General features: G+C 58.7%; 20 protein-coding genes and 2 tRNA genes. 1 reads left to right on the top strand and 21 read right to left on the bottom strand.

Annotated elements, in window-relative coordinates:
- Positions 1-163 precede the first annotated feature (163 nt).
- The 15 genes from pnp to rlmE all read right to left on the bottom strand — a co-directional run bounded on the left by pnp (position 164) and on the right by rlmE (position 15,454).
- On the bottom strand, positions 164-2,269 hold the full coding sequence (pnp, locus tag ACXR0M_RS03645) for a polyribonucleotide nucleotidyltransferase (RefSeq protein WP_458830005.1): 2,106 nt from the start codon (positions 2,267-2,269) through the stop codon (positions 164-166).
- Between the two features lie 193 nt (positions 2,270-2,462).
- On the bottom strand, positions 2,463-2,732 hold the full coding sequence (gene rpsO, locus ACXR0M_RS03640; protein ID WP_003221553.1) for a 30S ribosomal protein S15: 270 nt from the start codon (positions 2,730-2,732) through the stop codon (positions 2,463-2,465).
- A gap of 115 nt (positions 2,733-2,847) precedes the next feature.
- A complete protein-coding gene (truB, locus tag ACXR0M_RS03635; protein WP_203420702.1) occupies positions 2,848-3,765 on the bottom strand; it encodes a tRNA pseudouridine(55) synthase TruB in 918 nt (305 codons plus the stop codon).
- A gap of 4 nt (positions 3,766-3,769) precedes the next feature.
- The gene (gene rbfA / locus ACXR0M_RS03630; RefSeq protein WP_007953741.1) at positions 3,770-4,171 is read right to left on the bottom strand and encodes a 30S ribosome-binding factor RbfA; all 402 of its coding nucleotides are present in this window, start codon (positions 4,169-4,171) and stop codon (positions 3,770-3,772) included.
- A gap of 159 nt (positions 4,172-4,330) precedes the next feature.
- Positions 4,331-6,850 carry a translation initiation factor IF-2 gene (infB, locus tag ACXR0M_RS03625; RefSeq protein ID WP_458830003.1) on the bottom strand — a complete coding sequence of 840 codons (2,520 nt, stop codon included), beginning with the start codon at positions 6,848-6,850 and terminating at the stop codon, positions 4,331-4,333.
- Between the two features lie 27 nt (positions 6,851-6,877).
- A complete protein-coding gene (gene nusA / locus ACXR0M_RS03620) occupies positions 6,878-8,359 on the bottom strand; it encodes a transcription termination factor NusA (protein ID WP_458830002.1) in 1,482 nt (493 codons plus the stop codon).
- 47 nt (positions 8,360-8,406) lie between these two features.
- Positions 8,407-8,865, bottom strand: a complete 459-nt coding sequence (rimP, locus tag ACXR0M_RS03615) for a ribosome maturation factor RimP (RefSeq protein WP_458830000.1) — start codon at positions 8,863-8,865, stop codon at positions 8,407-8,409.
- Positions 8,866-9,003: 138 nt separating this feature from the next.
- Positions 9,004-9,080: transfer RNA gene (locus ACXR0M_RS03610), tRNA-Met, on the bottom strand.
- 97 nt (positions 9,081-9,177) lie between these two features.
- A tRNA-Leu gene (locus tag ACXR0M_RS03605) sits at positions 9,178-9,263 on the bottom strand.
- Positions 9,264-9,285: 22 nt separating this feature from the next.
- Positions 9,286-9,672, bottom strand: coding sequence for a preprotein translocase subunit SecG (gene secG / locus ACXR0M_RS03600; RefSeq protein ID WP_027610782.1), 387 nt, complete (start codon positions 9,670-9,672; stop codon positions 9,286-9,288).
- A gap of 4 nt (positions 9,673-9,676) precedes the next feature.
- Complete coding sequence (gene tpiA / locus ACXR0M_RS03595; RefSeq protein ID WP_008088336.1) at positions 9,677-10,432, bottom strand: triose-phosphate isomerase; 756 nt, start codon at positions 10,430-10,432, stop codon at positions 9,677-9,679.
- 65 nt (positions 10,433-10,497) lie between these two features.
- Positions 10,498-11,835 (bottom strand): phosphoglucosamine mutase, encoded by a 1,338-nt coding sequence (gene glmM, locus ACXR0M_RS03590; RefSeq protein ID WP_458829997.1) that lies wholly within the window; start codon positions 11,833-11,835, stop codon positions 10,498-10,500.
- A 16-nt stretch (positions 11,836-11,851) separates the two neighbouring features.
- Positions 11,852-12,703, bottom strand: a complete 852-nt coding sequence (gene folP / locus ACXR0M_RS03585; RefSeq protein WP_458829995.1) for a dihydropteroate synthase — start codon at positions 12,701-12,703, stop codon at positions 11,852-11,854.
- 8 nt (positions 12,704-12,711) lie between these two features.
- Positions 12,712-14,622, bottom strand: coding sequence for an ATP-dependent zinc metalloprotease FtsH (ftsH, locus tag ACXR0M_RS03580; RefSeq protein WP_458829993.1), 1,911 nt, complete (start codon positions 14,620-14,622; stop codon positions 12,712-12,714).
- 202 nt (positions 14,623-14,824) lie between these two features.
- Positions 14,825-15,454 carry a 23S rRNA (uridine(2552)-2'-O)-methyltransferase RlmE gene (rlmE, locus tag ACXR0M_RS03575; protein ID WP_458829991.1) on the bottom strand — a complete coding sequence of 210 codons (630 nt, stop codon included), beginning with the start codon at positions 15,452-15,454 and terminating at the stop codon, positions 14,825-14,827.
- 101 nt (positions 15,455-15,555) lie between these two features.
- On the opposite strand from rlmE, the gene ACXR0M_RS03570 reads away from it, so the two are divergent.
- The gene (locus tag ACXR0M_RS03570) at positions 15,556-15,864 is read left to right on the top strand and encodes a YhbY family RNA-binding protein (protein ID WP_458829989.1); all 309 of its coding nucleotides are present in this window, start codon (positions 15,556-15,558) and stop codon (positions 15,862-15,864) included.
- 9 nt (positions 15,865-15,873) lie between these two features.
- Here the strand turns inward: ACXR0M_RS03570 and ACXR0M_RS03565 are convergent, their stop codons facing one another.
- From ACXR0M_RS03565 to dnaJ, 6 genes are all read right to left on the bottom strand, one after another.
- On the bottom strand, positions 15,874-16,278 hold the full coding sequence (locus tag ACXR0M_RS03565) for an MFS transporter (RefSeq protein WP_458829987.1): 405 nt from the start codon (positions 16,276-16,278) through the stop codon (positions 15,874-15,876).
- A gap of 28 nt (positions 16,279-16,306) precedes the next feature.
- Complete coding sequence (gene greA / locus ACXR0M_RS03560; protein WP_325719774.1) at positions 16,307-16,783, bottom strand: transcription elongation factor GreA; 477 nt, start codon at positions 16,781-16,783, stop codon at positions 16,307-16,309.
- Between the two features lie 2 nt (positions 16,784-16,785).
- Positions 16,786-20,007: a carbamoyl-phosphate synthase large subunit gene (gene carB / locus ACXR0M_RS03555; RefSeq protein WP_458829985.1), complete on the bottom strand. Its 3,222-nt coding sequence runs from the start codon at positions 20,005-20,007 to the stop codon at positions 16,786-16,788.
- 126 nt (positions 20,008-20,133) lie between these two features.
- Positions 20,134-21,270 (bottom strand): glutamine-hydrolyzing carbamoyl-phosphate synthase small subunit, encoded by a 1,137-nt coding sequence (carA, locus tag ACXR0M_RS03550; protein ID WP_458829983.1) that lies wholly within the window; start codon positions 21,268-21,270, stop codon positions 20,134-20,136.
- Between the two features lie 256 nt (positions 21,271-21,526).
- Positions 21,527-22,333, bottom strand: a complete 807-nt coding sequence (dapB, locus tag ACXR0M_RS03545; protein ID WP_458829981.1) for a 4-hydroxy-tetrahydrodipicolinate reductase — start codon at positions 22,331-22,333, stop codon at positions 21,527-21,529.
- Positions 22,334-22,342: 9 nt separating this feature from the next.
- On the bottom strand, positions 22,343-23,467 hold the full coding sequence (dnaJ, locus tag ACXR0M_RS03540; protein WP_458829979.1) for a molecular chaperone DnaJ: 1,125 nt from the start codon (positions 23,465-23,467) through the stop codon (positions 22,343-22,345).
- Positions 23,468-23,523 lie beyond the last annotated feature (56 nt).

The raw sequence follows: 23,523 nt of genomic DNA, 5'->3' as shown, positions 1-23,523 counted from the left end.
TAAACCTAGCACCGGTTTTCACAAAAGCAAAGATGCCCGGGCTTCACATCGCTTCTGTAGGAGCTGCCGCAGGCTGCGATCTTTTGATCTTTTATCGCGGCCAAAAAAATGCCCCGCCGTTTTCACGGCGGGGCATTTTTATTGCGCTAAAGCTGCGGGGTGATTAAACGCCCGAAGCCTTGGCCGCTGCCACGTCTTTGATGGACAGCTTGATACGGCCGCGGTTGTCCACGTCCAGTACCAGCACTTCCACTTCCTGGCCTTCTTTCAGGATGTCGGTGACTTTCTCTACGCGAGCGTCGCTCAGCATCGAGATGTGCACCAGACCGTCCTTGCCCGGCAGGATGTTGACGAATGCGCCGAAGTCGACGATACGCTCAACCTTGCCGACGTAGATCTTGCCGATTTCAGCTTCTGCAGTGATGCTCAGAACACGCTGACGGGCAGCTTCTGCTGCATCCTTGGTTTCGCCGAAGATCTTGATCGAGCCGTCGTCTTCGATATCGATCGAAGCCTTGGTCTCTTCGCAGATCGCACGGATGGTCGCGCCACCTTTACCGATAACGTCACGGATCTTGTCGGTGTCGATCTTCATCGCGATCATGGTCGGAGCGTTGGCCGACAGTTCGGTACGCGACTGGCCGATGATCTGGTTCATCTGGCCGAGGATGTTCAGGCGCGCTTCCAGGGCTTGGCCCAGAGCGATTTCCATGATCTCTTCGGTGATGCCCTTGATCTTGATGTCCATCTGCAGCGCAGTAACGCCTTTGGCGGTACCGGCCACTTTGAAATCCATGTCGCCCAGGTGATCTTCGTCACCCAGGATGTCGGTCAGGACGGCGAACTTCTCGCCTTCTTTAACCAGACCCATGGCGATACCGGCAACCGGCGCCTTCATCGGCACACCAGCGTCCATCAGGGCCAGGGAAGCGCCGCAAACGGAAGCCATCGAGCTCGAACCGTTGGATTCGGTGATTTCCGATACCACACGGATGGTGTACGGGAACACGTCAGCGGCTGGCAGCATGGCCGAAACCGAACGACGGGCCAGACGGCCGTGACCGATTTCACGACGACCGGCACCACCCATGCGACCACACTCGCCCACCGAGAACGGCGGGAAGTTGTAGTGCAGCATGAACGGGTCTTTTTTCTCGCCTTCCAGAGTGTCCAGCAGTTGCGCGTCACGGGCGGTGCCCAGTGTTGCAACAACCAGCGCCTGGGTTTCACCACGGGTGAACAGCGCCGAACCGTGAGTCTTCGGCAGTACGCCGACTTCGATGTTCAGCGGACGTACGGTCTTGGTGTCGCGACCGTCGATACGTGGCTTGCCGTTAACGATGTTTTCGCGAACGGTGCGGTATTCGATTTCACCGAAAGCGGCTTTGACTTCGGCAGCCGAAGGCTGGCCTTCTTCACCGGACAGCTTGGCAACGACCTGGTCTTTCAGCTCGCCCAGACGTGCGTAGCGGTCAGCCTTGACGGTGATGGTGTAAGCCTGGGAGATCGCTTCGCCGAACTCGGCACGGATCGCGCCCAGCAGCTCGGTGGCTTCTGGAGCCGGAGCCCAGGTCCAGGTCGGCTTGGCAGCTTCGGCAGCCAGTTCTTTGACAGCGTTGATCACAACCTGGAATTCGTCGTGAGCGAACAGTACCGCGCCCAGCATCTGGTCTTCGGTCAGCTCTTTGGCTTCCGATTCAACCATCAGCACGGCGTCGGAAGTACCGGCAACGACCATGTCCAGGCTCGAAGCGGCCTGCTGCTCGTAAGTCGGGTTCAGCAAGTAGCCGGTGCTTTCGTGGAAAGCAACGCGCGCGGCGCCGATCGGGCCGTCGAACGGGATGCCCGAGATCGCCAGGGCAGCCGAGGTACCGATCATCGCAGCGATGTCCGGATCGGTCTTCTTGCTGGTGGAAACGACGGTGCAGACAACCTGCACTTCGTTCATGAAACCTTCTGGGAACAGCGGACGGATCGGACGGTCGATCAGTCGGGAAGTCAGGGTTTCTTTCTCGGAAGGACGGCCTTCGCGCTTGAAGAAACCGCCAGGGATCTTACCGGCAGCGTAAGTCTTTTCCTGGTAGTGAACGGACAGAGGGAAGAAGCCCTTGCCTGGATCGGCTTGCTTGGCACCGACTACGGTCACCAATACGCTGACGTCGTCGTCAACGGTGACCAATACTGCGCCGGAGGCCTGACGGGCGATACGGCCAGTCTCGAGGGTAACGGTCGACTGACCGAACTGGAATTTTTTGATTACCGGGTTCACGGTGTCCTACCTTCTTTGTGGCTCTTGGGGGAACTGGTTTCTTGCGAAATTCTTGGGCAATGTCGGGAATCGGCCCGCTGACTGTCCGGGTAAAACGGTAGTGCAGATAAAACTTGAGGCTGGGAGCCTGCCAAGCTCCAGCGGAAAACCGCTGATGCCTGACAGACAACCAACCTCATAGCGCAATCGCTGATTAGCGACGCAGACCCAGGCGGCCGATCAGAGCGCTGTAACGGCTCAGATCCTTGCCTTTCAGGTAATCCAGCAGCTTGCGACGCTGGTTTACCATGCGGATCAGACCACGACGGGAGTGGTGGTCTTTACCGTTGGCCTTGAAGTGACCCTGCAGCTTGTTGATGTTGGCGGTCAGCAGTGCAACTTGCACTTCTGGCGAACCAGTATCACCAACAGCTTGCTGGTAGTCGGCAACGATTTGAGCTTTTTCTTGAACGTCGAGAGCCATGAGGCAATCCTTTTATCAGGAAACTGTTTCAGAAACAGTTTCAACAGGCCAGGGACAAATCCCTGTATCTATAAATGAGTAGTGACCGTGCCTGTTAACAGCCACACTCGTTCGGTCATTCTGACCGAATCAGTCGACGCGGCGCGATGCGCCCGTCTTCGCTCACTTCACCGATACCGATGAAGCGACCATTGTGATCCTGTACCCGTACCATGCCGAACTTCGGAGCATCCGGGGCACGTACCGGCTGGCCGTTGAGCCAGTAGAACGCGCTCGCTTCGGAGAAGTGCAGCAACGGCCAATCCTGCAGGCCGCTGTCCGATGGCATCAGGAAGCGATCAACCGCTTCGTTGCCGCCTTCGGCATGTACCGCTTCCAGCTCTTCGAGGGTGACGGTCTGCGCCAGGGTAAAAGGCCCGGCCTGGGTACGCCGCAGTTCTGCGACGTACGCACCACAACCGAGTTGCTCACCGATATCCTCCACCAGGGTGCGAATATAGGTGCCCTTGCTGCAATCCACCGCAAGACGCGCAGTATCGCCTTCGAAGGCCAGCAATTCCAAGCGCGCAATAGTAACAGAACGCGGTTCGCGCTCCACTACTTCGCCTGCACGGGCGAGCTTGTACAGCGGCTGCCCGTCACGCTTGAGTGCCGAGTACATCGGCGGTATCTGGCTGATTTGACCGCGAAAATTCGGCAGCACCGCTTCGACATCGGCGCGACCAACGGTCACCGGACGCTCCTGCAAAACCTCACCTTCGGCATCCGCCGTGGTGGTGGTCTTGCCCAGTTGCGCCAGGGTTTCATAACCCTTGTCCGAATCAAGCAGGTATTGCGAGAACTTGGTGGCCTCGCCAAAGCACAACGGCAAGACGCCGGTGGCCAACGGGTCGAGACTGCCGGTGTGACCGGCCTTCTCGGCGTTGAGCAACCAGCGAACCTTCTGCAACGCGGCATTGGAGGTGAACCCCAACGGCTTGTCGAGCAGGATGATGCCGCTGACGTTACGACGGATACGTTTGACCTGAGCCACCGAATTACTCCTTGGTGTCTTCAGGTTCAGCAGCGGCCACGTGCTGATTGTCTTCAGCCACGGCGCGCTCGATCAGGGCCGACAGGTGCGCACCACGCACGACGCTTTCGTCGTAGTGGAAGTGCAATTGCGGCACGCTGCGCAGCTTCATTTCACGGGCCAGCTGCATGCGCAGGAAACCTGCGGCAGCGTTGAGCACCTTGATGCTTTGCGCGATGTCTTCGGCGTTGTCCTGCCCCATCACGGTGATGAAAATCTTTGCGTGACCGACGTCACGGCTGACTTCCACAGCGGTAATGGTGACCAGACCAACACGCGGATCTTTGACTTCACGACGGATCAGTTGGGCCAGCTCACGCTGCATCTGATCGCCGATACGCTGGGTACGGCTGTATTCTTTTGCCATGATTTGTTACCTGTTACTGCCCTGCGGTGAAACCCGCAAGGTCTGAAAGCGGCAAACGCCCGGCCTGACAAATGCCAGACCGGGCGTTGCGTTTAGAGTCCTGACGCCGTGACGCGCATCTGCATGCGGCGGCTCGGCGTGGCCCTTGAAGTGCGCGAGTCAGAGGCTGCGAGCAACCTGAACCTTCTCGAAGACTTCGATCTTGTCACCGACTTTGACGTCGTTGTAGCTCTTCACGCCGATGCCGCATTCCATGCCGGCACGTACTTCGGAAGCGTCATCCTTGAAGCGGCGCAGGGATTCCAGCTCGCCTTCGAAGATAACGATGTCTTCACGCAGTACACGGATCGGACGGTTACGGTGCACAACACCTTCGATCACCATGCAACCGGCGATCGCGCCAAACTTCGGCGAACGGAACACGTCACGCACTTCGGCCACACCCAGGATGTTCTCGCGAACATCACTGCCGAGCATGCCGGTCAGGGCTTTCTTGACGTCTTCGATGATGTCGTAGATCACGTTGTAGTAACGCATGTCCAGACCTTCCTGCTCGACGATCTTCCGTGCGCCGGCATCGGCACGCACGTTGAAGCCGAACAGTACAGCGTTGGAAGCCAGTGCCAGGTTGGCGTCGGATTCGGTGATACCACCGACACCGCCACCGACCACGCGCACTTGCACTTCGTCGTTGCCCAGGCCGTTCAGAGCGCCCTGCAAAGCTTCCAGCGAACCACGGACGTCGGATTTGAGGACGATGTTGAGCGTCTTCTTCTCTTCCTGGCCCATGTTTTCGAAGATATTTTCCAGCTTGCCGGCGTGAGCGCGAGCCAGTTTGACTTCGCGGAACTTGCCTTGACGGAACAGAGCCACTTCACGGGCTTTCTTCTCGTCAGCCACCACGCTCATCTCGTCGCCAGCGTCCGGCGTACCGTCCAGGCCCAGGATCTCGACCGGAATGGCCGGACCTGCTTCCTTGATCGGCTTGCCGTTCTCGTCGAGCATGGCGCGCACACGGCCGTAGTTCGAGCCAACCAGCACCATGTCGCCTTGACGCAGCGTACCGTCCTGAACCAGAACGGTTGCCACCGGACCACGGCCCTTGTCCAGACGCGATTCGACAACAACACCACGGCCAGGAGCCGATGGAGTGGCGGTCAATTCGAGGACTTCGGCCTGCAGCAGAACCGCTTCGAGCAGTTCGTCAACGCCGGTACCCATCTTCGCCGACACCGGTACGAATGGAGTATCGCCACCCCACTCTTCCGACGTCACGCCGTGGGCCGACAGCTCGCTGCGGATGCGATCGAGGTCAGCACCTGGCTTGTCGATCTTGTTCACTGCAACCACCAGCGGAACGCCAGCCGCCTGAGCGTGCTGAACAGCCTCGATGGTTTGCGGCATCACGCCGTCGTCCGCCGCAACCACCAGGATCACGATGTCGGTCGCCTTGGCACCACGGGCACGCATTGCGGTAAACGCGGCGTGACCCGGCGTGTCGAGGAAGGTGACCATGCCGCGCTCGGTTTCAACGTGGTACGCACCGATGTGCTGGGTGATACCGCCGGCTTCGCCAGCAGCTACCTTGGCACGACGGATATAGTCGAGCAGCGAGGTCTTACCGTGGTCAACGTGGCCCATTACGGTCACGACTGGCGCACGAGGAACCGCTTCACCTTCGAACTTCAGGGACTCTGCCAGGGAATCTTCCAGGGCGGTGTCGCTGACCAGGGTCACTTTGTGGCCCAGTTCTTCAGCAACCAGTTGGGCAGTTTCCTGATCCAGTACCTGGTTGATCGTGGCCGGAGTACCCAGCTTGAACATGAACTTGATGATTTCGGCAGCCTTGACCGACATCTGCTGAGCGAGATCGCCAACAGTGATGGTTTCGCCGATCTTCACTTCACGCACGACAGGGCCGGTCGGGCTCTGGAAACCGTGAGCGTTGCGCTTCTTCAGCTTGGCCTTGCCGCGACCACCGCGACGGAAGCCATCGCTTTCTTCGTCAGTGGTGCGTGGTGCCACACGTGGCGCCGGCGCTTTTTCTTTGACCGATGCACGATGCGGAGCGTTTTTGCGCTCGCCATCACCACCGCCGCCACGACGATTGTTATCGTCGGCACGTGGTTTGTCCGGACGGCGCTGTTCGTCGCGCTTGCGAGTGTCAGCAGCTGGCGCAGCAGCAACCGGCGCAGCTTCGCGCGCAGGTTCGGCCACTGGCGCAGGTGCGGCAACAGCTTCGGCAGGAGCGCTTGGCGCGGCAGCAGGCTGGCGACGCGCTTCTTCTTCAGCGCGCTGCTTGGCTTCTTCTTCAGCCTTCTGACGGGCAGCATTCTCTACTGCGCGACGCTCTTCCAGTTCACGCTGGCGCTCGGCTTCGATTTCTTCCGCGCTACGCTGTACGAAAACTTTCTTTTTGCGAACTTCTACGCTGATGCTTTTGCTACCAGCCACACGCAGGGTGCTGGTGGTTTTACGCTGCAGCGTGATCTTGCGTGGTTCTTCCACTTTCGCCTTGTGGCTGCTTTTCAAGTGAGTCAGCAGGGATTGCTTCTCACTGTCAGTCACATGTTCTTCGGCGGCGGTGTGCGGCAGACCTGCCTCACGCATCTGCTGCAACAGGCGCTCTACCGGTGTTTTGACCTCATCGGCCAGTTGTTTCACCGTGACTTGCGTCATGCACTTCTCTCCTCAGGCCGCGCCTAATTACTCGAACCAGTGGGCTCGGGCGGCCATGATCAACTTGCCGGCACGATCATCGTCAATGCCGTCGATGTCGAGCAGGTCGTCAATAGACTGCTCGGCCAGGTCTTCGCGGGTAATTACGCCGCGCACCGCCAGTTCCACCGCCAAATCGTTGTCCATACCCTCAAGCGAGAGCAGGTCTTCGGCCGGATGGGCGTCTGCCAGCTTTTCCTCAGTAGCGATGGCTTTGGTCAACAAGCGATCCTTGGCACGAGCGCGAAGCTCGTTGACGATGTCTTCGTCAAAGCCGTCGATGTTGAGCATTTCTTCCAACGGTACGTAGGCAATCTCTTCCAGGCTGGTGAAGCCTTCATCAACCAGCACCTGAGCCAGTTCTTCGTCGACTTCCAGCTCGTCGATGAAGTTGCGCAGGATGTCGCCGGTTTCTGCTTGCTGCTTGGCCTGGATGTCCGATTCGGTCATCACGTTCAGGGTCCAGCCAGTCAACTGGCTCGCCAGACGCACGTTCTGACCACCACGACCGATGGCCTGAGCCAGATTGTCTGCGCCAACGGCGATGTCCATTGCGTGGGCATCTTCGTCAACGATAATCGCCGCAACCTCGGCCGGGGACATGGCATTGATCACGAACTGCGCCGGGTTATCGTCCCACAGGACGATATCGACACGCTCGCCACCCAACTCGCCCGACACGGCCTGGACGCGCGAACCGCGCATACCAATGCACGCGCCCTGCGGGTCGATGCGTTTGTCCTTGGAGCGGACAGCGATCTTGGCACGCGAACCCGGATCACGGGACGCGGCCATGACTTCGATCAGGCCTTCAGCGATTTCCGGCACTTCGATACGGAACAGCTCGATCAGCATTTCCGGCGCGGTACGCGACAGGATCAGCTGCGGGCCGCGGTTCTCGGTGCGGATTTCCTTGAGCAGTGCACGCAGGCGCACACCGACACGGAAGGTTTCGCGAGAAATGATGTCTTCACGGGCCAGCAACGCTTCGGCGTTGTTGCCCAGATCGACGATCACGTTGTCGCGGGTCACTTTCTTCACGGTGCCGGAGATGATTTCTCCCAGGCGCTCGCGATAGGCGTCGACCACTTGAGCGCGCTCGGCTTCACGTACTTTCTGCACAATGACTTGCTTGGCAGTCTGTGCGGCAATACGGCCGAACTCGATGGATTCGATTTTTTCTTCGACTACGTCACCGACCTTGGCGCCAGGGTGCGTTTCGGCAACCTTGCTCGGCCAGGTTTCGATCGCCGGATCGTCGAGATCATTTTCTTCGACGACTGTCCAGCGACGGAACGTTTCGTAGGAACCGGTGTGGCGGTTGATTTCCACACGCAGGTCAACTTCGTCTTCAAAACGCTTTTTGGTAGCAGTGGCCAGGGCCAGCTCCAGCGCTTCAAAAATTACGCTTGCCGGTACACCCTTTTCATTGGATACCGACTCAACAACCAGCAGTACTTCTTTGCTCATCGTACGCCTCGCCTTTCGCAAGCCATTGGATCCGCGGGATCCGCGTCTCAGTCAAAACTGGGAATAATGTTGGCCTTGTCGATCATGTCGATCGGCAACAGGAATTCATGGTCATCTACCTGCACCACGACGTCCTGCTCTTCTACACCGCGCAGAAGGCCCTGAAAGTTGCGTCGGCCTTCAAAAGGCGAGCGCAGCCTGATCTTTACCTGTTCACCGGCAAATTTTGCAAACTGCTCAATAGTGAACAGCGGGCGTTCCATGCCAGGCGAGGAAACTTCAAGCGTGTATTCAACGGCGATCGGATCTTCAACATCCAGCACGCCGCTGATCTGACGGCTGACGATGGCGCAATCGTCCACCAGCACACCGCCTTCTTTATCGATATAAACGCGCAACATTGAGTGGCGACCTTGAGCCGAAAACTCAATACCCCAGCATTCATAGCCTAGGGCCACGACCACCGGGGCCAACAAGGCCTGCAACTCTTCTAGCTTGCTCGACACCTGAACCCCCTCGTGCATGTATGTGCATGCTATGCAAAATAAAAAAATGGGCGAAACGCCCATCCTTGAAACGCCGTCGAACAGCGGCGCAGAAAGTGTCCAGCTAACAAAAAGCCCCTTAAAAGGGGCTCCTTAAACTGGTTGCGGGGGCCGGATTTGAACCGACGACCTTCGGGTTATGAGCCCGACGAGCTACCAGACTGCTCCACCCCGCGACAAAGCTGGGGCGGAAGTATACGACCGATCCCTTATAGGGTCAATGTAACCTTCCACCTGCAAGAAAGCCCGCAACAGCGGGCTCTCCTGACTAATTGGTACCGAGAAGGGGACTCGAACCCCTACACCCTATGGGCACAACCACCTCAAGGTTGCGTGTCTACCAATTCCACCACCTCGGCAAAACTACGTTTGAAACCCTTCTTACTTCTGCTCTTGAGCTGGAGGCACGTCAGTCGCTGGAGTAGCCGACTTTTGCTCTTGAAGCACCGGGACATCATCAGAAGCCGGTTGTTGTTGCTTAGGTACTTCCAACACTGCTGGATCTGGCAAACCTGCTTGAGTCAGCTGATGAGCTTTCTCTTTAGCAAAGTAACCTAACCCCAAGCTGGTTATGAAGAAACCGGCGGCAAGTATAGCAGTAAACTTACTAAGAAAGGTAGAGGAACCTTGGCTTCCGAACACAGTATTTGAAGCACCTGCTCCGAAAGACGCGCCAGCGTCCGCACCCTTACCCTGCTGCAGCAAAACCAGAGCAACTACGCCCAATGCACCCAGCAGATGAAAAACGACTACGACTGTTTCCAGCATTTTTTCAGTTTCCCGCGGCGCGACAAATCGCACCGAACTCATCTGCATTCAGGGAAGCTCCACCAATGAGCCCCCCATCGATATCCGGCATGCCGAACAGTTCGACCGCATTGGCCGCCTTCACGCTGCCGCCGTATAGAAGCCGCACACCTCGTGCGACTTCAGAATTCTCTGCCGCCAACTGCTCGCGAATGGCTTTGTGCACATCCTGAGCCTGTTGCGGCGTTGCAGTCAGTCCGGTACCAATGGCCCAGACAGGCTCGTAAGCAATAACTGCTTTTGCAAAGGCACCCACACCCAGCTCCTCGATGATGCTGCCCAGCTGACGCCCGACAACCTCAAGAGTTTTTCCGGCTTCGCGCTGCTCGAGGGTTTCCCCTACACACAACACCGGAATCAAGCCACATGCCTGCGCCGCTGCAAACTTGCGATTCAGCATCCCGTCTCGCTCGCCCATTATCTGGCGGCGTTCGGAGTGCCCGACAAGCACCAGGGAACAACCTGCATCCACCAACTGACTGGGAGCAATCTCACCCGTCAATGCACCTTGCATCGATTCCACCGCAGAGTTCTGCGCGCCGACCGAAATCGACTTGCCCTTCAAACCATCAATCACTTGATTGATATGCAAGCAAGGCGGGAATACCGCGACATCAACACCGCTTGGCAAGGCCAGATGACGAAGGCCGTTGATCAGCTCAGCGACGCTGGCGCGGGTACCGTGCATCTTCCAGTTACCAGCTACCATAGGGCGACGCATGCTGTACCTCGTCGGTCAAAGTGGGCGCAGATGTTACCCAACACAATCATGGCTGGCAAGCCGAATCAGGCAGAAACTTCACTTACCAGTTTTGCCAGTTCTTCGGCATAGGTACGAACCTGAGTTTCATCCTCTCCTTCGACCATCACGCGCACCAAAGGCTCTGTGCCGGACTTGCGCAAAAGAACCCGGCCACGACCGGCCATTGCCTGAGTGACACGCGCACTGGCTTCCTTGACAGCCGGATGCTCAAGCGGGTTTTCACCGCCACCGAAACGCACGTTAATCAGCACCTGAGGACACTTGCGCAAGGCCTGACGCGTTTGTGCCAACCCTTCATTACGGGTTTTAAGCGCCATCAGCACCTGCAGCGCAGCGATAATCGCATCACCTGTAGTGGTGTGATTGAAGCAGACGATATGCCCGGAGTTCTCGCCACCGACCAGCCAGTTACGCTCAAGCAGCTCGGCGATCACGTAACGGTCGCCGACGTTGGCGCGAACAAATGGAATCGATAGCTCGGCAAGTGCCAGCTCAAGCCCCAGATTACTCATCAGCGTACCGACAACACCGCCCTGCAGCTTTCCGCGCTCGTGCAAATCGCGCGCGATGATGAACAGCAAATCGTCACCATCGACAATGGTACCGGTGTGATCAACCATCAACACCCGATCACCGTCACCGTCAAAGGCAATACCCAGATCGGCATGCTCGGCCAGAACCGCGGCCTGCAACTGCCCCATATGGGTCGAACCGCAATTGTCATTGATGTTAAGACCATTGGGCTGGGCCGACAGAACGACCACTTCAGCGCCCAGCTCACGGAATACGCTTGGTGCCACCTTGTAGGTCGCGCCGTGTGCACAGTCGATGACGATCTTCAGACCGGAAAAGTTGCTGCCGGTTGGCACGCTGCTTTTGCAGAATTCGATGTAGCGACCGGAAGCATCGTTGATTCGCGAGACTTTACCGATCTTGCTCGACTCAACGACGGTCATCGGCGTATCGAGCAACTCTTCGATCATCAGCTCCAGTTCATCAGGCAGCTTGGTGCCCTTGCCGGAGAAAAACTTGATACCGTTATCGTCATGCGGATTGTGCGAAGCGCTGATCACGATACCGGCTTCCGCCTGGAAGGTACGCGACAGATAGGCGATGGCTGGCGTTGGCATCGGGCCAAGCAGCATGACGTCGGCACCGGCCGAGGTCAGACCTGCTTCAAGTGCCGACTCAAACATGTAGCCAGAGATTCGCGTGTCCTTGCCGACCAGCACCTTGCAGGTGCCCATCTTGCGAAAGGCCATGCCTGCCGCCCAACCGAGCTTGAGCATGAAGTCAGGGGTAATCGGGTATTCACCGACACGACCACGAATGCCGTCAGTACCAAAGTATTTCTTGCTCATAAGTGCTCCATCATTCTTATTCGGCTGATTCCACGGCCGCAAGCATGCGCACCACGTCCATCGTTTCTGCCACGTCATGGACGCGCAATATACGCGCTCCTTTCACGGATGCCAGTGCCGCCAGCGCGAGACCACCATGCAGACGTTCGCCCACAGGCCGACCCAGCGCCTGACCGATCATACTTTTTCGTGAAACGCCAACCAACAGAGGACGCCCCAGCGCATGCAGGGCTTCCATGTGCTTGAACAAGCTCAGGTTGTGCTGCAGGTTTTTGGCGAAACCGAAGCCGGGATCAAGAATGATCCGCTCGGCAGGAATGCCCGCTTGTGCGCATTGCGTCATACGCTCGGCGAGAAACTCAGCCACTTCGCGAGTCACGTCCTGATAGTGCGGATTATCCTGCATGTCACCCGGTTCACCGAGCATATGCATCAGACACACCGGCAGACCGGTCGCCGCTGCGGCATCCAGCGCGCCATCACGGCGCAGCGAACGTACATCGTTGATCAAACCGGCACCAAGGCGTGCGGTTTCGCGCATTACCGCAGGTGTCGAGGTGTCGACCGAGATGATGACATCCAGTTCGCGATTGATCAGCTCAACGATCGGCGCCACACGCTCCAGCTCTTCCAGCGGCGAAACCGCGCGGGCGCCGGGCCGAGTCGACTCCCCGCCGACGTCGATCAACGTCGCACCGGCTGTCACCATCGCTTCGGCGTGACGCAAAGCTGCATCCAGCTGGCTATAGCGACCGCCATCGGAGAAAGAATCAGGGGTGACATTGAGAATGCCCATGACATGCGTCTGGGCCAAATCAAGAACCCGGTTGCCGCAAGGCAACCGGGTCAGGGACTGTACAGAAGTCATTTCAAACCTTAAACGTCAGCAGCAGGACCGCCAATCGGTGTTTCCGGACGCTGATCCTGAACCACTGGAGGCGGCGTACCGGTGCCGGTACCGCCCGACCAGTCACGAGGCTCGCGAGGGGTGCGACCCGCCATGATGTCGTCGATTTGCTCGGCATCAATTGTTTCGTACTTCATCAGCGCATCAGCCATGGCGTCAAGCTTGTCACGGTTGTCCGTGAGGATCTGCTTGGCCGTGCCGTAGCACTGGTCAATGATGCTGCGCACTTCGGAGTCGATCAGCTTCGCCGTTTCACCGGAGAAACTTGCATTCTGACCACCACCGCCGCGACCAAGGAACACCTCGCCCTCTTCTTCGGCGTACATCAGCGGACCGAGTTTTTCCGACAGGCCCCACTTGGTCACCATGTTCCGCGCAATCTGACTGGCACGCATGATGTCGTTGGAAGCGCCGGTGGTGACACCGTCGAAGCCAAGGGTCATCTCTTCAGCGATACGGCCGCCATACAGCGAGCAGATCTGACTGATCAGCGCACGCTTGGACAGGCTGTAGCGATCTTCTTCCGGCAGGAACATCGTCACGCCCAGCGCGCGACCGCGCGGAATGATCGAAACCTTGTACACCGGATCATGCTCAGGCACGACGCGACCAACGATGGCGTGGCCGGCTTCGTGGTAAGCGGTGTTCTGCTTTTCTTTCTCGGACATGACCATCGATTTGCGCTCGGCGCCCATCATGATCTTGTCTTTGGCCAGTTCGAATTCTTTCATCTCGACGATGCGCTTGCCGCTGCGCGCAGCGAACAGCGACGCTTCGTTGACCAGGTTCGCCAGATCCGCACCGGAGAAACCCGGGGTACCGCGCGCGATAACTGCCGGAGCAACGTCATCACCCATTGGTACTTTGCGCATGTGAACCTTGAGGATCTGCTCGCGACCACGAATGTCCGGCAAGCCAACGACCACCTGACGGTCGAAACGGCCCGGACGCAAAAGCGCAGGGTCGAGCACGTCAGGACGGTTAGTGGCAGCAATCACGATGATGCCGTCATTCATTTCGAAGCCGTCCATTTCAACCAGCAACTGGTTGAGGGTCTGCTCGCGCTCGTCGTGACCGCCGCCCATGCCGGCGCCACGATGGCGACCGACGGCATCGATTTCGTCGATGAAGATGATGCATGGAGCGTGTTTCTTGGCTTGCTCGAACATGTCGCGAACACGGCTCGCACCGACACCCACGAACATTTCGACGAAGTCGGAACCGGAAATGGTGAAGAACGGTACCTTGGCTTCACCGGCAATCGCCTTGGCCAGCAAGGTTTTACCGGTACCCGGAGGACCGACCATCAGCACGCCACGAGGAATGCGACCGCCCAGGCGCTGGAACTTGCCCGGATCACGCAGGAACTCGACGAGCTCGCCAACTTCTTCCTTGGCTTCGTCGCAACCGGCAACGTCGGCCAGAGTGGTTTTCACCTGATCTTCGGAGAGCAGGCGTGCCTTGCTCTTGCCGAAGCTCATCGGTCCGCCCTTGCCGCCGGCACCGCCCTGCATCTGGCGCATGAAGAACATGAACACCGCGATGATCACCAGGATCGGGAAGCTGGCCACCAGGAGCTGGGTCCAGATGCTTTGCTGTTCCGGCTGCTTGCCTTCAACCACCACGTGATTGTCGACCAGATCACCGATCAGGCCATTGTCCTGGATCGCCGGACGAATGGTCTTGAAGCTGTCGCCATCGTTGCGCTTGCCGGTAATCACATAACCGTCAACGGCTACGCGCTCGACCTTGCCATCCTTGACCTGCTGGATGAAGTCGGAATAGTTGAGGGTCTGCGGCTCGTTAGGGCTGGAGAAGTTGTTCATCACCGTCACGAGGACTGCCGCGATGATCAACCACAGGATCAGATTCTTTGCCATATCGTTCAATTAACTACCCTCTGAAGCAAGCTCCGCTACTGGCGCGCGCTTCGCATGATATTCACCGGCCTAACTTACTACATTACCTACAACTCTGGCAGGCGCCGTCTGTAACCCTTTGTGAAACACTTTCTACACAATATTCGCTTATGCAGGCAGGGCGAAATACGAAAAAGCTATCGCCCCGCCAAAAAACCTCGTTTTACTCATTGCCGCCGCGATAACCCCAAGCCAGCATGTATTGCTCGCGAGAGCTGCCGCGGGACGAGTCTGGCTTGATCATCTGGATCTTGTCGAATTTGCGACGAGCATCCTTCAGGTACACATCAAAGCCTTCGCCCTGGAAAATCTTGATCACGAAATTGCCACCCGGCTTGAGTATCCGCTCCGCCAGATCAAGTGCCAGCTCGCAAAGGAACATGGCCTTGGGCATATCCACTTCGGGCGTACCACTCATATTGGGGGCCATATCGGAAATCACAAGGTCCACCTGCGAATTACCCACCGCCTCCAGAATCCGCGAGAGCACTTCGTCCTCGGTGAAGTCACCCTGGATGAAGGTCACGTCCGGAATACTGTCCATTTCCAGAATGTCCGAAGCAATCAGACGTCCCTGACCACCGATCAGTCGACTAGTGACCTGCGACCAGCCGCCGGGCGCCGCGCCCAGATCGACAACGCTCATGCCGGGACGGATCAGCTTGTATTTCTCCTGAATCTCCAGAAGCTTGTAACTCGCACGCGAGCGGTAGCCATCCTTCTGCGCCTGCTTCACATAAGGATCGTTGACATGTCGTTTCAGCCAACCAAGGCTTGTCTTGGAACGCGCCATTGGGCACCTCGATGATTAGGGTCGTGATTTAGTGGGCGGATCCACGAACCCTCGGGTAAAATGACCGCCATTTTACAGAATCCAGACGAAAGGGTCAGATTATGCCGCTCACTCCAGAGCAGAAGAAACAGTACAAATCCATCGGCCATCACCTGAAACCGGTGTTGACGGTGGCGGACAACGGTTTGACTGAAGGTGTGTTAGCCGAACTCGAACGCGCACTGGCCGATCACGAACTGATCAAGATCAAGCTGAACATTCTCGATCGCGAGTCGCGCCTGGCGCACATCACCGAACTGTGCAAAGTCGGCAAGGCGGACCTGGTTCAGGTCATCGGCAAGATGGCACTGGTTTACCGCAAGAACTTCAGCGTCAACAAGCAGCTGTCGAACGTTCATCGCTTCAAGTGATGACAAGGGTCAAGGGTGTGCTTCGCGCACCCTGCCACTCCACCCCGGCACTGGCTGCAACACCAGCACCAGACCGGAAAAGCCCAATACCAGAAAGCTGAATTCCTGCCAGCGCTGCGCCTGCGGCCAGCCGACACGCACGGCGACAAACATCGCACACGCGTAAAGCGCCATCAGCAACACCTGCCCGCGAAAATCCCGCCATAGACTGACAAGGCCCTCGGCCTGTACCAGCACCAAAGCCTGAAAAATCACGCCAACAGCGGCGAATCCCACTACCGACACCTGTACTGCGCTTGCCACTTCATCGATCAACAGCGGTGCCAGGCCAATCCTGCCCAACACCGACTGCAGACCGAGATGAATCAACCAGAAGCCGCCGACCCACAACATCTGGGCCAGCTGCCAAAGCATGGCGCTCGCACGTAGCGGGCGCCTGCCTTCAGATGTGACGGACTTCGACAATCTCATACTCGATATCGCCGCCCGGCGTTTTCACGACGACGGTGTCGCCTTCTTCCTTGGCAATCAAGGCACGAGCGATCGGCGATCCGACAGAGATCTTGCCGAGTTTGATGTCCGCCTCGTCTTCACCAACGATCTGGTAAGTGACGCTTTCATCGGTCTCGACGTTGGCGATTTCGACGGTGGTGCCGAAAATCACTTTGCCGGTGTGCGGAATGGTCGTGACGTCGATGATCACCGCGTTCTGCATACGGCCTTCGATATCACGAACCCGCGCCTCGACCATGCCCTGCTCTTCACGAGCGGCATGGTATTCAGCGTTTTCCTTGAGATCGCCGAGTTCGCGCGCTTCGCCAATCGCCTGGCTCAAACGCGGACGCTCGACCTTGGTCAGAAACGCGTGCTCTTCTTCCAGGGCTTTGGCGCCCTGAACGGTCATTGGGTACTTGGTTATGCTCATGCCTTCAATCCTGCGTGTAGATCCTGCAAGCGGCGCACGGTCTTCTCGGGACCGAACTTCAGCGCTTCACAGATAGCTTCGCCCGCAGCAATGGTCGTGGTGCAGTAGATCTTGTGCTGCAGGGCATTACGACGAATGGAGTAGGAATCAGCGATCGACTGACGGCCTTCGGTGGTGTTGATGATCAGGGTGACTTCGTCATTCTTGATCATGTCGACCACGTGCGGACGACCTTCGGTCACCTTGTTCACACGGCGCACTTTCAGGCCTGCGGCTTCAATCAGCTTGGCAGTGCCGGCAGTGGCGACCACTTCGAAGCCCAAGTTGATCAGATCACGGGCCACGCCTGCAACCAGCGGCTTGTCGTCGTCACGCACGCTGATGAACGCGGTACCGCCGGTCGGCAGCACTTCGCTGGCGCCCATCTGGGCTTTGGCGAATGCTTCACCGAAGGTGTCGCCGACGCCCATCACTTCACCGGTCGACTTCATTTCCGGGCCGAGGATCGGGTCAACGCCAGGGAATTTGGCGAACGGGAACACCGCCTCTTTCACGCTGTAGAAGTTCGGGATGATTTCTTTGGTGAAGCCGATTTCTTTCAGGGTCTTACCGGCCATCACGCGAGCAGCGATCATGGCCAGGGACACACCGATGCACTTCGACACGAACGGCACGGTACGGGAAGCACGCGGGTTGACTTCGATGACGTAGATGTCTTCGCCCTGCAGCGCCAGTTGCACGTTCATCAGGCCGACAACGCCGAGTTCCAGGGCCATTTTCTTGACCTGTTCGCGCATCTCGTCCTGGATGTGCGCCGGCAGCGAGTACGGCGGCAGCGAGCACGCGGAGTCACCGGAGTGAACGCCTGCCTGTTCGATGTGCTGCATGATCGCGCCGATCACTACATCTTTGCCGTCGCAGACTGCATCCACGTCCATCTCGATGGCGCAGTTGAGGAAGTGGTCGAGCAGCACCGGGCTGTCATTGGACACTTGCACCGCGTCACGCAGGTAACGCTTGAGTTCGTCTTCCTTGTAGACGATTTCCATCGCGCGACCGCCCAGTACGTAGGACGGGCGCACCACCAGCGGATAACCGATCTTGGCGGCAGCGCGAACAGCTTCGTCTTCGCTGCGCACGGTGGCGTTTGGCGGCTGACGCAGGTTCAGACGCTCAACCATTTGCTGGAAGCGCTCACGGTCTTCGGCACGGTCGATGGCGTCAGGGCTGGTGCCGATGATCGGCACACCGGCGGCTTCGAGGGCACGCGCCAGTTTCAGCGGGGTCTGGCCGCCGTACTGGACGATCACGCCTTTCGGCTTTTCGACACGGCAGATTTCCAGCACGTCTTCCAGCGTTACCGGCTCGAAGTACAGACGGTCGGACGTGTCGTAGTCGGTGGAAACGGTTTCCGGGTTGCAGTTGACCATGATGGTTTCGTAGCCGTCTTCGCGCAGCGCGAGGGCCGCGTGAACGCAGCAGTAGTCGAACTCGATGCCCTGGCCGATACGGTTCGGACCGCCACCCAGAATCATGATCTTGTCGCGGCCGGACGGCGCAGCTTCACACTCTTCCTCGTAGGTCGAGTAGAGGTAAGCGGTGTCGGTGGCGAACTCGGCGGCGCAGGTGTCGACGCGCTTGTAGACCGGGAACACTTCCAGCTTCTGACGGTGAGTACGCAGGTTCTTCTCGGTCACACCCAGCAGCTTGGCCAGACGCTGATCGGAGAAGCCTTTGCGCTTGAGCTTGAACATCAGGTCGCGGTCGATTGCGGACAGACCGAGGGTCTTGACCTTCTCTTCTTCCTTGATCAGATCTTCGATCTGCACCAGGAACCACGGGTCGATCATGTTCATGCCGAAGATGTCTTCGACTGACAGGCCGGCGCGGAACGCGTCTGCCACGTACCAGATACGCTCGGCGCCCGGCACGGTCAGTTCGCGCTTGAGCACGCTCATGCTTTCCGGGTTGCTCAGGTCGAGCTTCTCGTCCAGACCGCACACACCGACTTCCAGACCGCGCAGGGCTTTCTGCAGGGATTCCTGGAAGGTCCGGCCGATGGCCATGACTTCGCCCACCGATTTCATCTGGGTGGTCAGGCGCGCGTCAGCCTTGGCGAACTTCTCGAAAGCGAAGCGCGGCAGCTTGGTCACAACGTAGTCGATCGACGGTTCGAAGGACGCCGGGGTCTTGCCGCCGGTGATGTCGTTCGACAGTTCGTCGAGGGTGTAGCCCACAGCCAGTTTGGCCGCGACCTTGGCGATCGGGAAACCGGTGGCTTTCGACGCCAGCGCCGAGGAACGCGATACGCGCGGGTTCATCTCGATCACGACCATGCGGCCGGTGTTCGGGCAGATACCGAATTGAACGTTGGAACCGCCGGTCTCGACGCCGATCTCGCGCAGTACCGCCAGCGAGGCGTTACGCAGGATCTGGTATTCCTTGTCGGTCAGGGTCTGAGCTGGGGCCACAGTGATCGAGTCACCAGTGTGCACGCCCATCGGGTCGAAGTTTTCGATCGAGCAGACGATGATGCAGTTGTCCTTTTTGTCGCGGACAACTTCCATTTCATATTCTTTCCAGCCGATCAGCGATTCGTCGATCAGCAGCTCTTTGGTCGGCGACAGGTCCAGACCGCGGGCGCAGATTTCTTCGAACTCTTCACGGTTGTACGCGATACCGCCACCGGTGCCGCCCATGGTGAAGGACGGACGGATGATACACGGGAAGCCCAGCGTCTCGAGGACGGCATAAGCCTCTTCCATGCTGTGGGCGATACCGGAACGCGGGCACGCCAGGCCGATGGATTTCATCGCCTTGTCGAAACGCGAGCGGTCTTCAGCCTTGTCGATGGTATCGGCATTGGCGCCGATCATTTCCACGCCGAACTTCTCCAGAACGCCTTCGCGCTCCAGGTCCAGGGCGCAGTTCAGTGCGGTCTGGCCGCCCATGGTTGGCAGCACCGCGTCCGGACGTTCCTTTTCGATGATCTTGGCCACGGTCTGCCATTTGATCGGCTCGATGTACGTGGCGTCGGCCATGTCCGGGTCGGTCATGATGGTGGCCGGGTTGGAGTTCACCAGGATGACGCGGTAACCCTCTTCGCGCAGGGCTTTGCAGGCCTGGGCGCCGGAGTAGTCGAATTCGCAGGCCTGGCCGATAACGATCGGGCCAGCGCCGAGAATCAGGATGCTTTTAATGTCTGTACGTTTTGGCATGGGTTTGTCACTCAAATCCGCAGGTCAGTCGGCAAGCCGTCTTGATCGATTTCTGAAGCCCCGAGGGGCGCCACCGGTGTCGGGGCCGCCCTCGAGGGCTTCTCGCTACAGTCTCAAGGCGAACGCTCAGCGTCGCTTGGCCATCTCGTTGATGAAGCGGTCGAACAGTGGAGCCACATCGTTCGGGCCCGGGCTCGCTTCAGGGTGGCCCTGGAAGCTGAACGCGCTCTTGTCGGTACGCTCAATGCCTTGCAGGGTGCCGTCGAACAGCGACTTGTGGATCGCACGCACGTTGGCCGGCAGGGTCGCTTCGTCAACCGCGAAACCGTGGTTCTGGCTGGTGATCATGACGACGCCAGTGTCCAGATCCTGCACCGGGTGGTTGGCACCGTGGTGGCCGTGACCCATTTTCAGGGTCTTGGCGCCAGAGGCCAGAGCCAGCAGTTGGTGACCGAGGCAGATACCGAATACCGGGATCTCGGTTTCCAGCACTTCCTTGATCGCCTTGATGGCGTAGTCGCATGGCTCCGGGTCACCAGGGCCGTTGGACAGGAACACGCCGTCCGGCTTGAGGGCCAGCACGTCGGCAGCCGGGGTTTGCGCCGGCACCACGGTAACGCGGCAGCCGCGCTCGACCAGCATGCGCAGGATGTTGACCTTGACGCCGTAGTCGTAGGCAACCACGTGGTATGGCAGCTCGGAGGCTTCGAGGGTCGCGTGGCTGTCGGTTTTCAGATCCCAGACAGTCGAGCGCCACTCGTACTTCTCCTTGGTGCTGACAACTTTCGCCAGATCCATGCCTTTCAGGCCCGGGAAGCCTTGCGCCGCGGCGATTGCCGCCTCTTCGGAGATGTTGTCGCCGGCCATGATGCAGCCGTTCTGTGCGCCTTTTTCACGCAGGATGCGGGTCAGGCGGCGGGTGTCGATACCGGCGATTGCCACAACGTTGTTGGCTTTCAGGTAGTCGGACAGGGACATCGTGTTACGCCAGTTGCTCGCTACCAGCGGCAGGTCACGGATGACCAGGCCAGCGGACCACACGCGGTCGGACTCGGCGTCTTCCGGCGTGGTGCCGGTGTTGCCGATGTGCGGGTAAGTCAGGGTAACGATCTGCTGGGCGTAGGAAGGATCGGTAAGGATTTCCTGATAGCCGGTCATTGCGGTGTTGAAAACGACCTCACCAACGGTCTGACCGTCGGCTCCAATGGCTTCGCCGCGAAAAATGCTGCCATCAGCAAGGGCGAGTATGGCTGGCTTAGTCAAGAAGACCTCCCGTAAGTAACGCATGAAAGGGCAATCGCAGGTTGTAAAAAAGCGGAGTGACGTATGGACACGTCACTCCGCTTATTCACTGAATTATTCTGCGCGCTTTTAGTGAACACACTAAAGCTGCAGCTTACAGAAAAAGGCTTTTTTGGTCCACCGCTAAAGTGCCTTAAAGGCCGGAGAATGCGACGGAGCGTCGCGCGGTGGTGAAAACCAGCGCAAACAGAGCGTTTGCGCTGGGGAAAATCGTCAATCAATGCAGGCCGAGCACGTCCTGCATGTCATACAGACCCGGCTCACGAGCATCCAGCCACAGCGCCGCACGCACCGCACCCTTGGCAAAGGTCATGCGACTCGAAGCCTTGTGCGTGATTTCCAGACGCTCGCCTTCACAGGCGAACAGCACGGTGTGATCCCCCACCACATCACCACCGCGAACAGTGGCGAAACCGATGGTTTCGCGCTCGCGCGCGCCGGTGTGACCTTCGCGTCCGTAGACCGCAACTTTCTGCAGATCACGGTCCAGCGCATCAGCGATCACTTCACCCATACGCAGCGCCGTGCCCGAAGGCGCGTCGATCTTGTGCCGGTGATGCGCTTCGATGATCTCGATGTCGGCGTCATCACCCAGCACCCGAGCAGTCATCTCCAGCAGTTTCAGCGACAGGTTGACCCCGACGCTGAAGTTGGCCGCGAAGACGATCGGAATATCCTTGCCCGCCTCGGCCAGCAATTGCTTCTGCGCCGCATCCAGCCCGGTAGTGCCGATGACCATGGCCTTGCCGGCCTTGCGGCAGAACGCGAGGTTTTTCAGCATGACTTCCGGCAGGGTGAAGTCGATCAGCACGTCGAACTCTTCCGCGACCGATTCCAGATTGCCGGACAACGGCACGCCGATCCGCCCCAGCGAAGCCAGCTCACCGGCGTCGACGCCGATCAGCGTACTGCCGGGACGCACGATCGCCGCGGTCAGACCGGTCAATGGCGCGCGCTGCTGCACGGCCTCGACCAGAATCTTGCCCATGCGCCCGGCGGCGCCCATCACAGCTATACGTCGCATGCCGACTCCTTACAGATCGCCGAAGAAACGCTTCACGCCGTCGAACCAACCAGTGGTTTTCGGCGAGTGGCTGTTGTCGTCCGCCAGCGAGCTGCGGAATTCTTCGAGCAGTTCGCGCTGCCGACGATTCAGATTGACCGGAGTCTCGACCGCCACACGACACATCAGATCCCCCGCACCGCCACCACGTACCGGCGCTACGCCTTTGCCGCGGACACGGAACTGCTTGCCGGTCTGGGTGCCTTCAGGGATTTTCAGTTTGACGCGACCATCGAGGGTCGGAATTTCCAGCTCGCCGCCCAGTGCCGCATCGACGAAGCTGATCGGCACTTCGCAGAACAGATGCTTGCCATCGCGCTGGAAGATGTCGTGCTCGCGCACATTGATCACAACGTACAGGTCACCGGTTGGGCCGCCCTGCGTACCCGCTTCGCCTTCGCCGGACAGACGAATGCGATCGCCGGTATCGACGCCAGCCGGCACTTTGACCGAGAGGGTTTTGTACTCTTCGACGCGACCGTCGCCGTGGCAGGAATCGCACGGATCGGAAATGATCTTGCCCTGGCCATGGCAGCGCGGGCAGGTCTGCTGCACCGAGAAGAAGCCTTGTTGCATGCGCACCTGACCGATGCCGCCGCAGGTCGGGCAGGTCGTTGGCGACGAGCCTTTCTTCGCGCCGGAGCCGTCGCACGGCTTGCAGTTGACCAGCGTCGGAACGCGGATATTCACGGTGGTACCGCGCACTGCTTCTTCCAGATTCAGCTCCAGGGTGTAGCGCAGATCACTGCCACGCTGAGCGCCGCCACGGGAACCGCCGCGACCGCCGCCGAAGAAGTCACTGAAGACATCGCCAAAGATGTCAGAGAAGTTCTGCCCGCCAAAACCGGCGCCGCCGCCACCCATGCTCGGGTCGATGCCGGCATGACCGTACTGATCGTACGCCGCGCGCTTGCTGGAATCGGACAATACTTCGTAGGCCTCGTTGGCCTCTTTGAACAGCTCTTCCGACGCTTTGTCATCGGGATTACGGTCCGGGTGGTGCTTCATCGCCAGACGGCGATAGGCCTTCTTCAGGTCGGCTTCACTTGCGCCACGCTCGACACCCAATACTTCGTAATAGTCACGCTTTGCCATAAGTCTTTTGCACTCTTGAGGACGTCCGGCAAACCCCTCCTGAGGAAGGCCAGACT

The sequence above is a fragment of the Pseudomonas sp. Eth.TT006 genome (assembly GCF_054456575.1).
The sequence above is the reverse complement of the archived record's forward strand: the minus strand, read 5'-3'. Positions and strand labels throughout refer to the sequence as shown.

What these genes read in the sequence shown, in the direction of transcription:
- rpsO (WP_003221553.1), bottom strand. Translation starts at nt 2,732, where the DNA reads ATGGCTCTCGACGTTCAAGAAAAAGCTCAAATCGTTGCCGACTACCAG.
- rbfA (WP_007953741.1), bottom strand. Translation starts at nt 4,171, where the DNA reads ATGGCAAAAGAATACAGCCGTACCCAGCGTATCGGCGATCAGATGCAG.
- infB (WP_458830003.1), bottom strand. Translation starts at nt 6,850, where the DNA reads ATGACGCAAGTCACGGTGAAACAACTGGCCGATGAGGTCAAAACACCG.
- nusA (WP_458830002.1), bottom strand. Translation starts at nt 8,359, where the DNA reads ATGAGCAAAGAAGTACTGCTGGTTGTTGAGTCGGTATCCAATGAAAAG.
- secG (WP_027610782.1), bottom strand. Translation starts at nt 9,672, where the DNA reads ATGCTGGAAACAGTCGTAGTCGTTTTTCATCTGCTGGGTGCATTGGGC.
- tpiA (WP_008088336.1), bottom strand. Translation starts at nt 10,432, where the DNA reads ATGCGTCGCCCTATGGTAGCTGGTAACTGGAAGATGCACGGTACCCGC.
- glmM (WP_458829997.1), bottom strand. Translation starts at nt 11,835, where the DNA reads ATGAGCAAGAAATACTTTGGTACTGACGGCATTCGTGGTCGTGTCGGT.
- folP (WP_458829995.1), bottom strand. Translation starts at nt 12,703, where the DNA reads ATGACTTCTGTACAGTCCCTGACCCGGTTGCCTTGCGGCAACCGGGTT.
- ftsH (WP_458829993.1), bottom strand. Translation starts at nt 14,622, where the DNA reads ATGGCAAAGAATCTGATCCTGTGGTTGATCATCGCGGCAGTCCTCGTG.
- rlmE (WP_458829991.1), bottom strand. Translation starts at nt 15,454, where the DNA reads ATGGCGCGTTCCAAGACAAGCCTTGGTTGGCTGAAACGACATGTCAAC.
- ACXR0M_RS03570 (WP_458829989.1), top strand. Translation starts at nt 15,556, where the DNA reads ATGCCGCTCACTCCAGAGCAGAAGAAACAGTACAAATCCATCGGCCAT.
- ACXR0M_RS03565 (WP_458829987.1), bottom strand. Translation starts at nt 16,278, where the DNA reads ATGCTTTGGCAGCTGGCCCAGATGTTGTGGGTCGGCGGCTTCTGGTTG.
- carB (WP_458829985.1), bottom strand. Translation starts at nt 20,007, where the DNA reads ATGCCAAAACGTACAGACATTAAAAGCATCCTGATTCTCGGCGCTGGC.
- dapB (WP_458829981.1), bottom strand. Translation starts at nt 22,333, where the DNA reads ATGCGACGTATAGCTGTGATGGGCGCCGCCGGGCGCATGGGCAAGATT.
- dnaJ (WP_458829979.1), bottom strand. Translation starts at nt 23,467, where the DNA reads ATGGCAAAGCGTGACTATTACGAAGTATTGGGTGTCGAGCGTGGCGCA.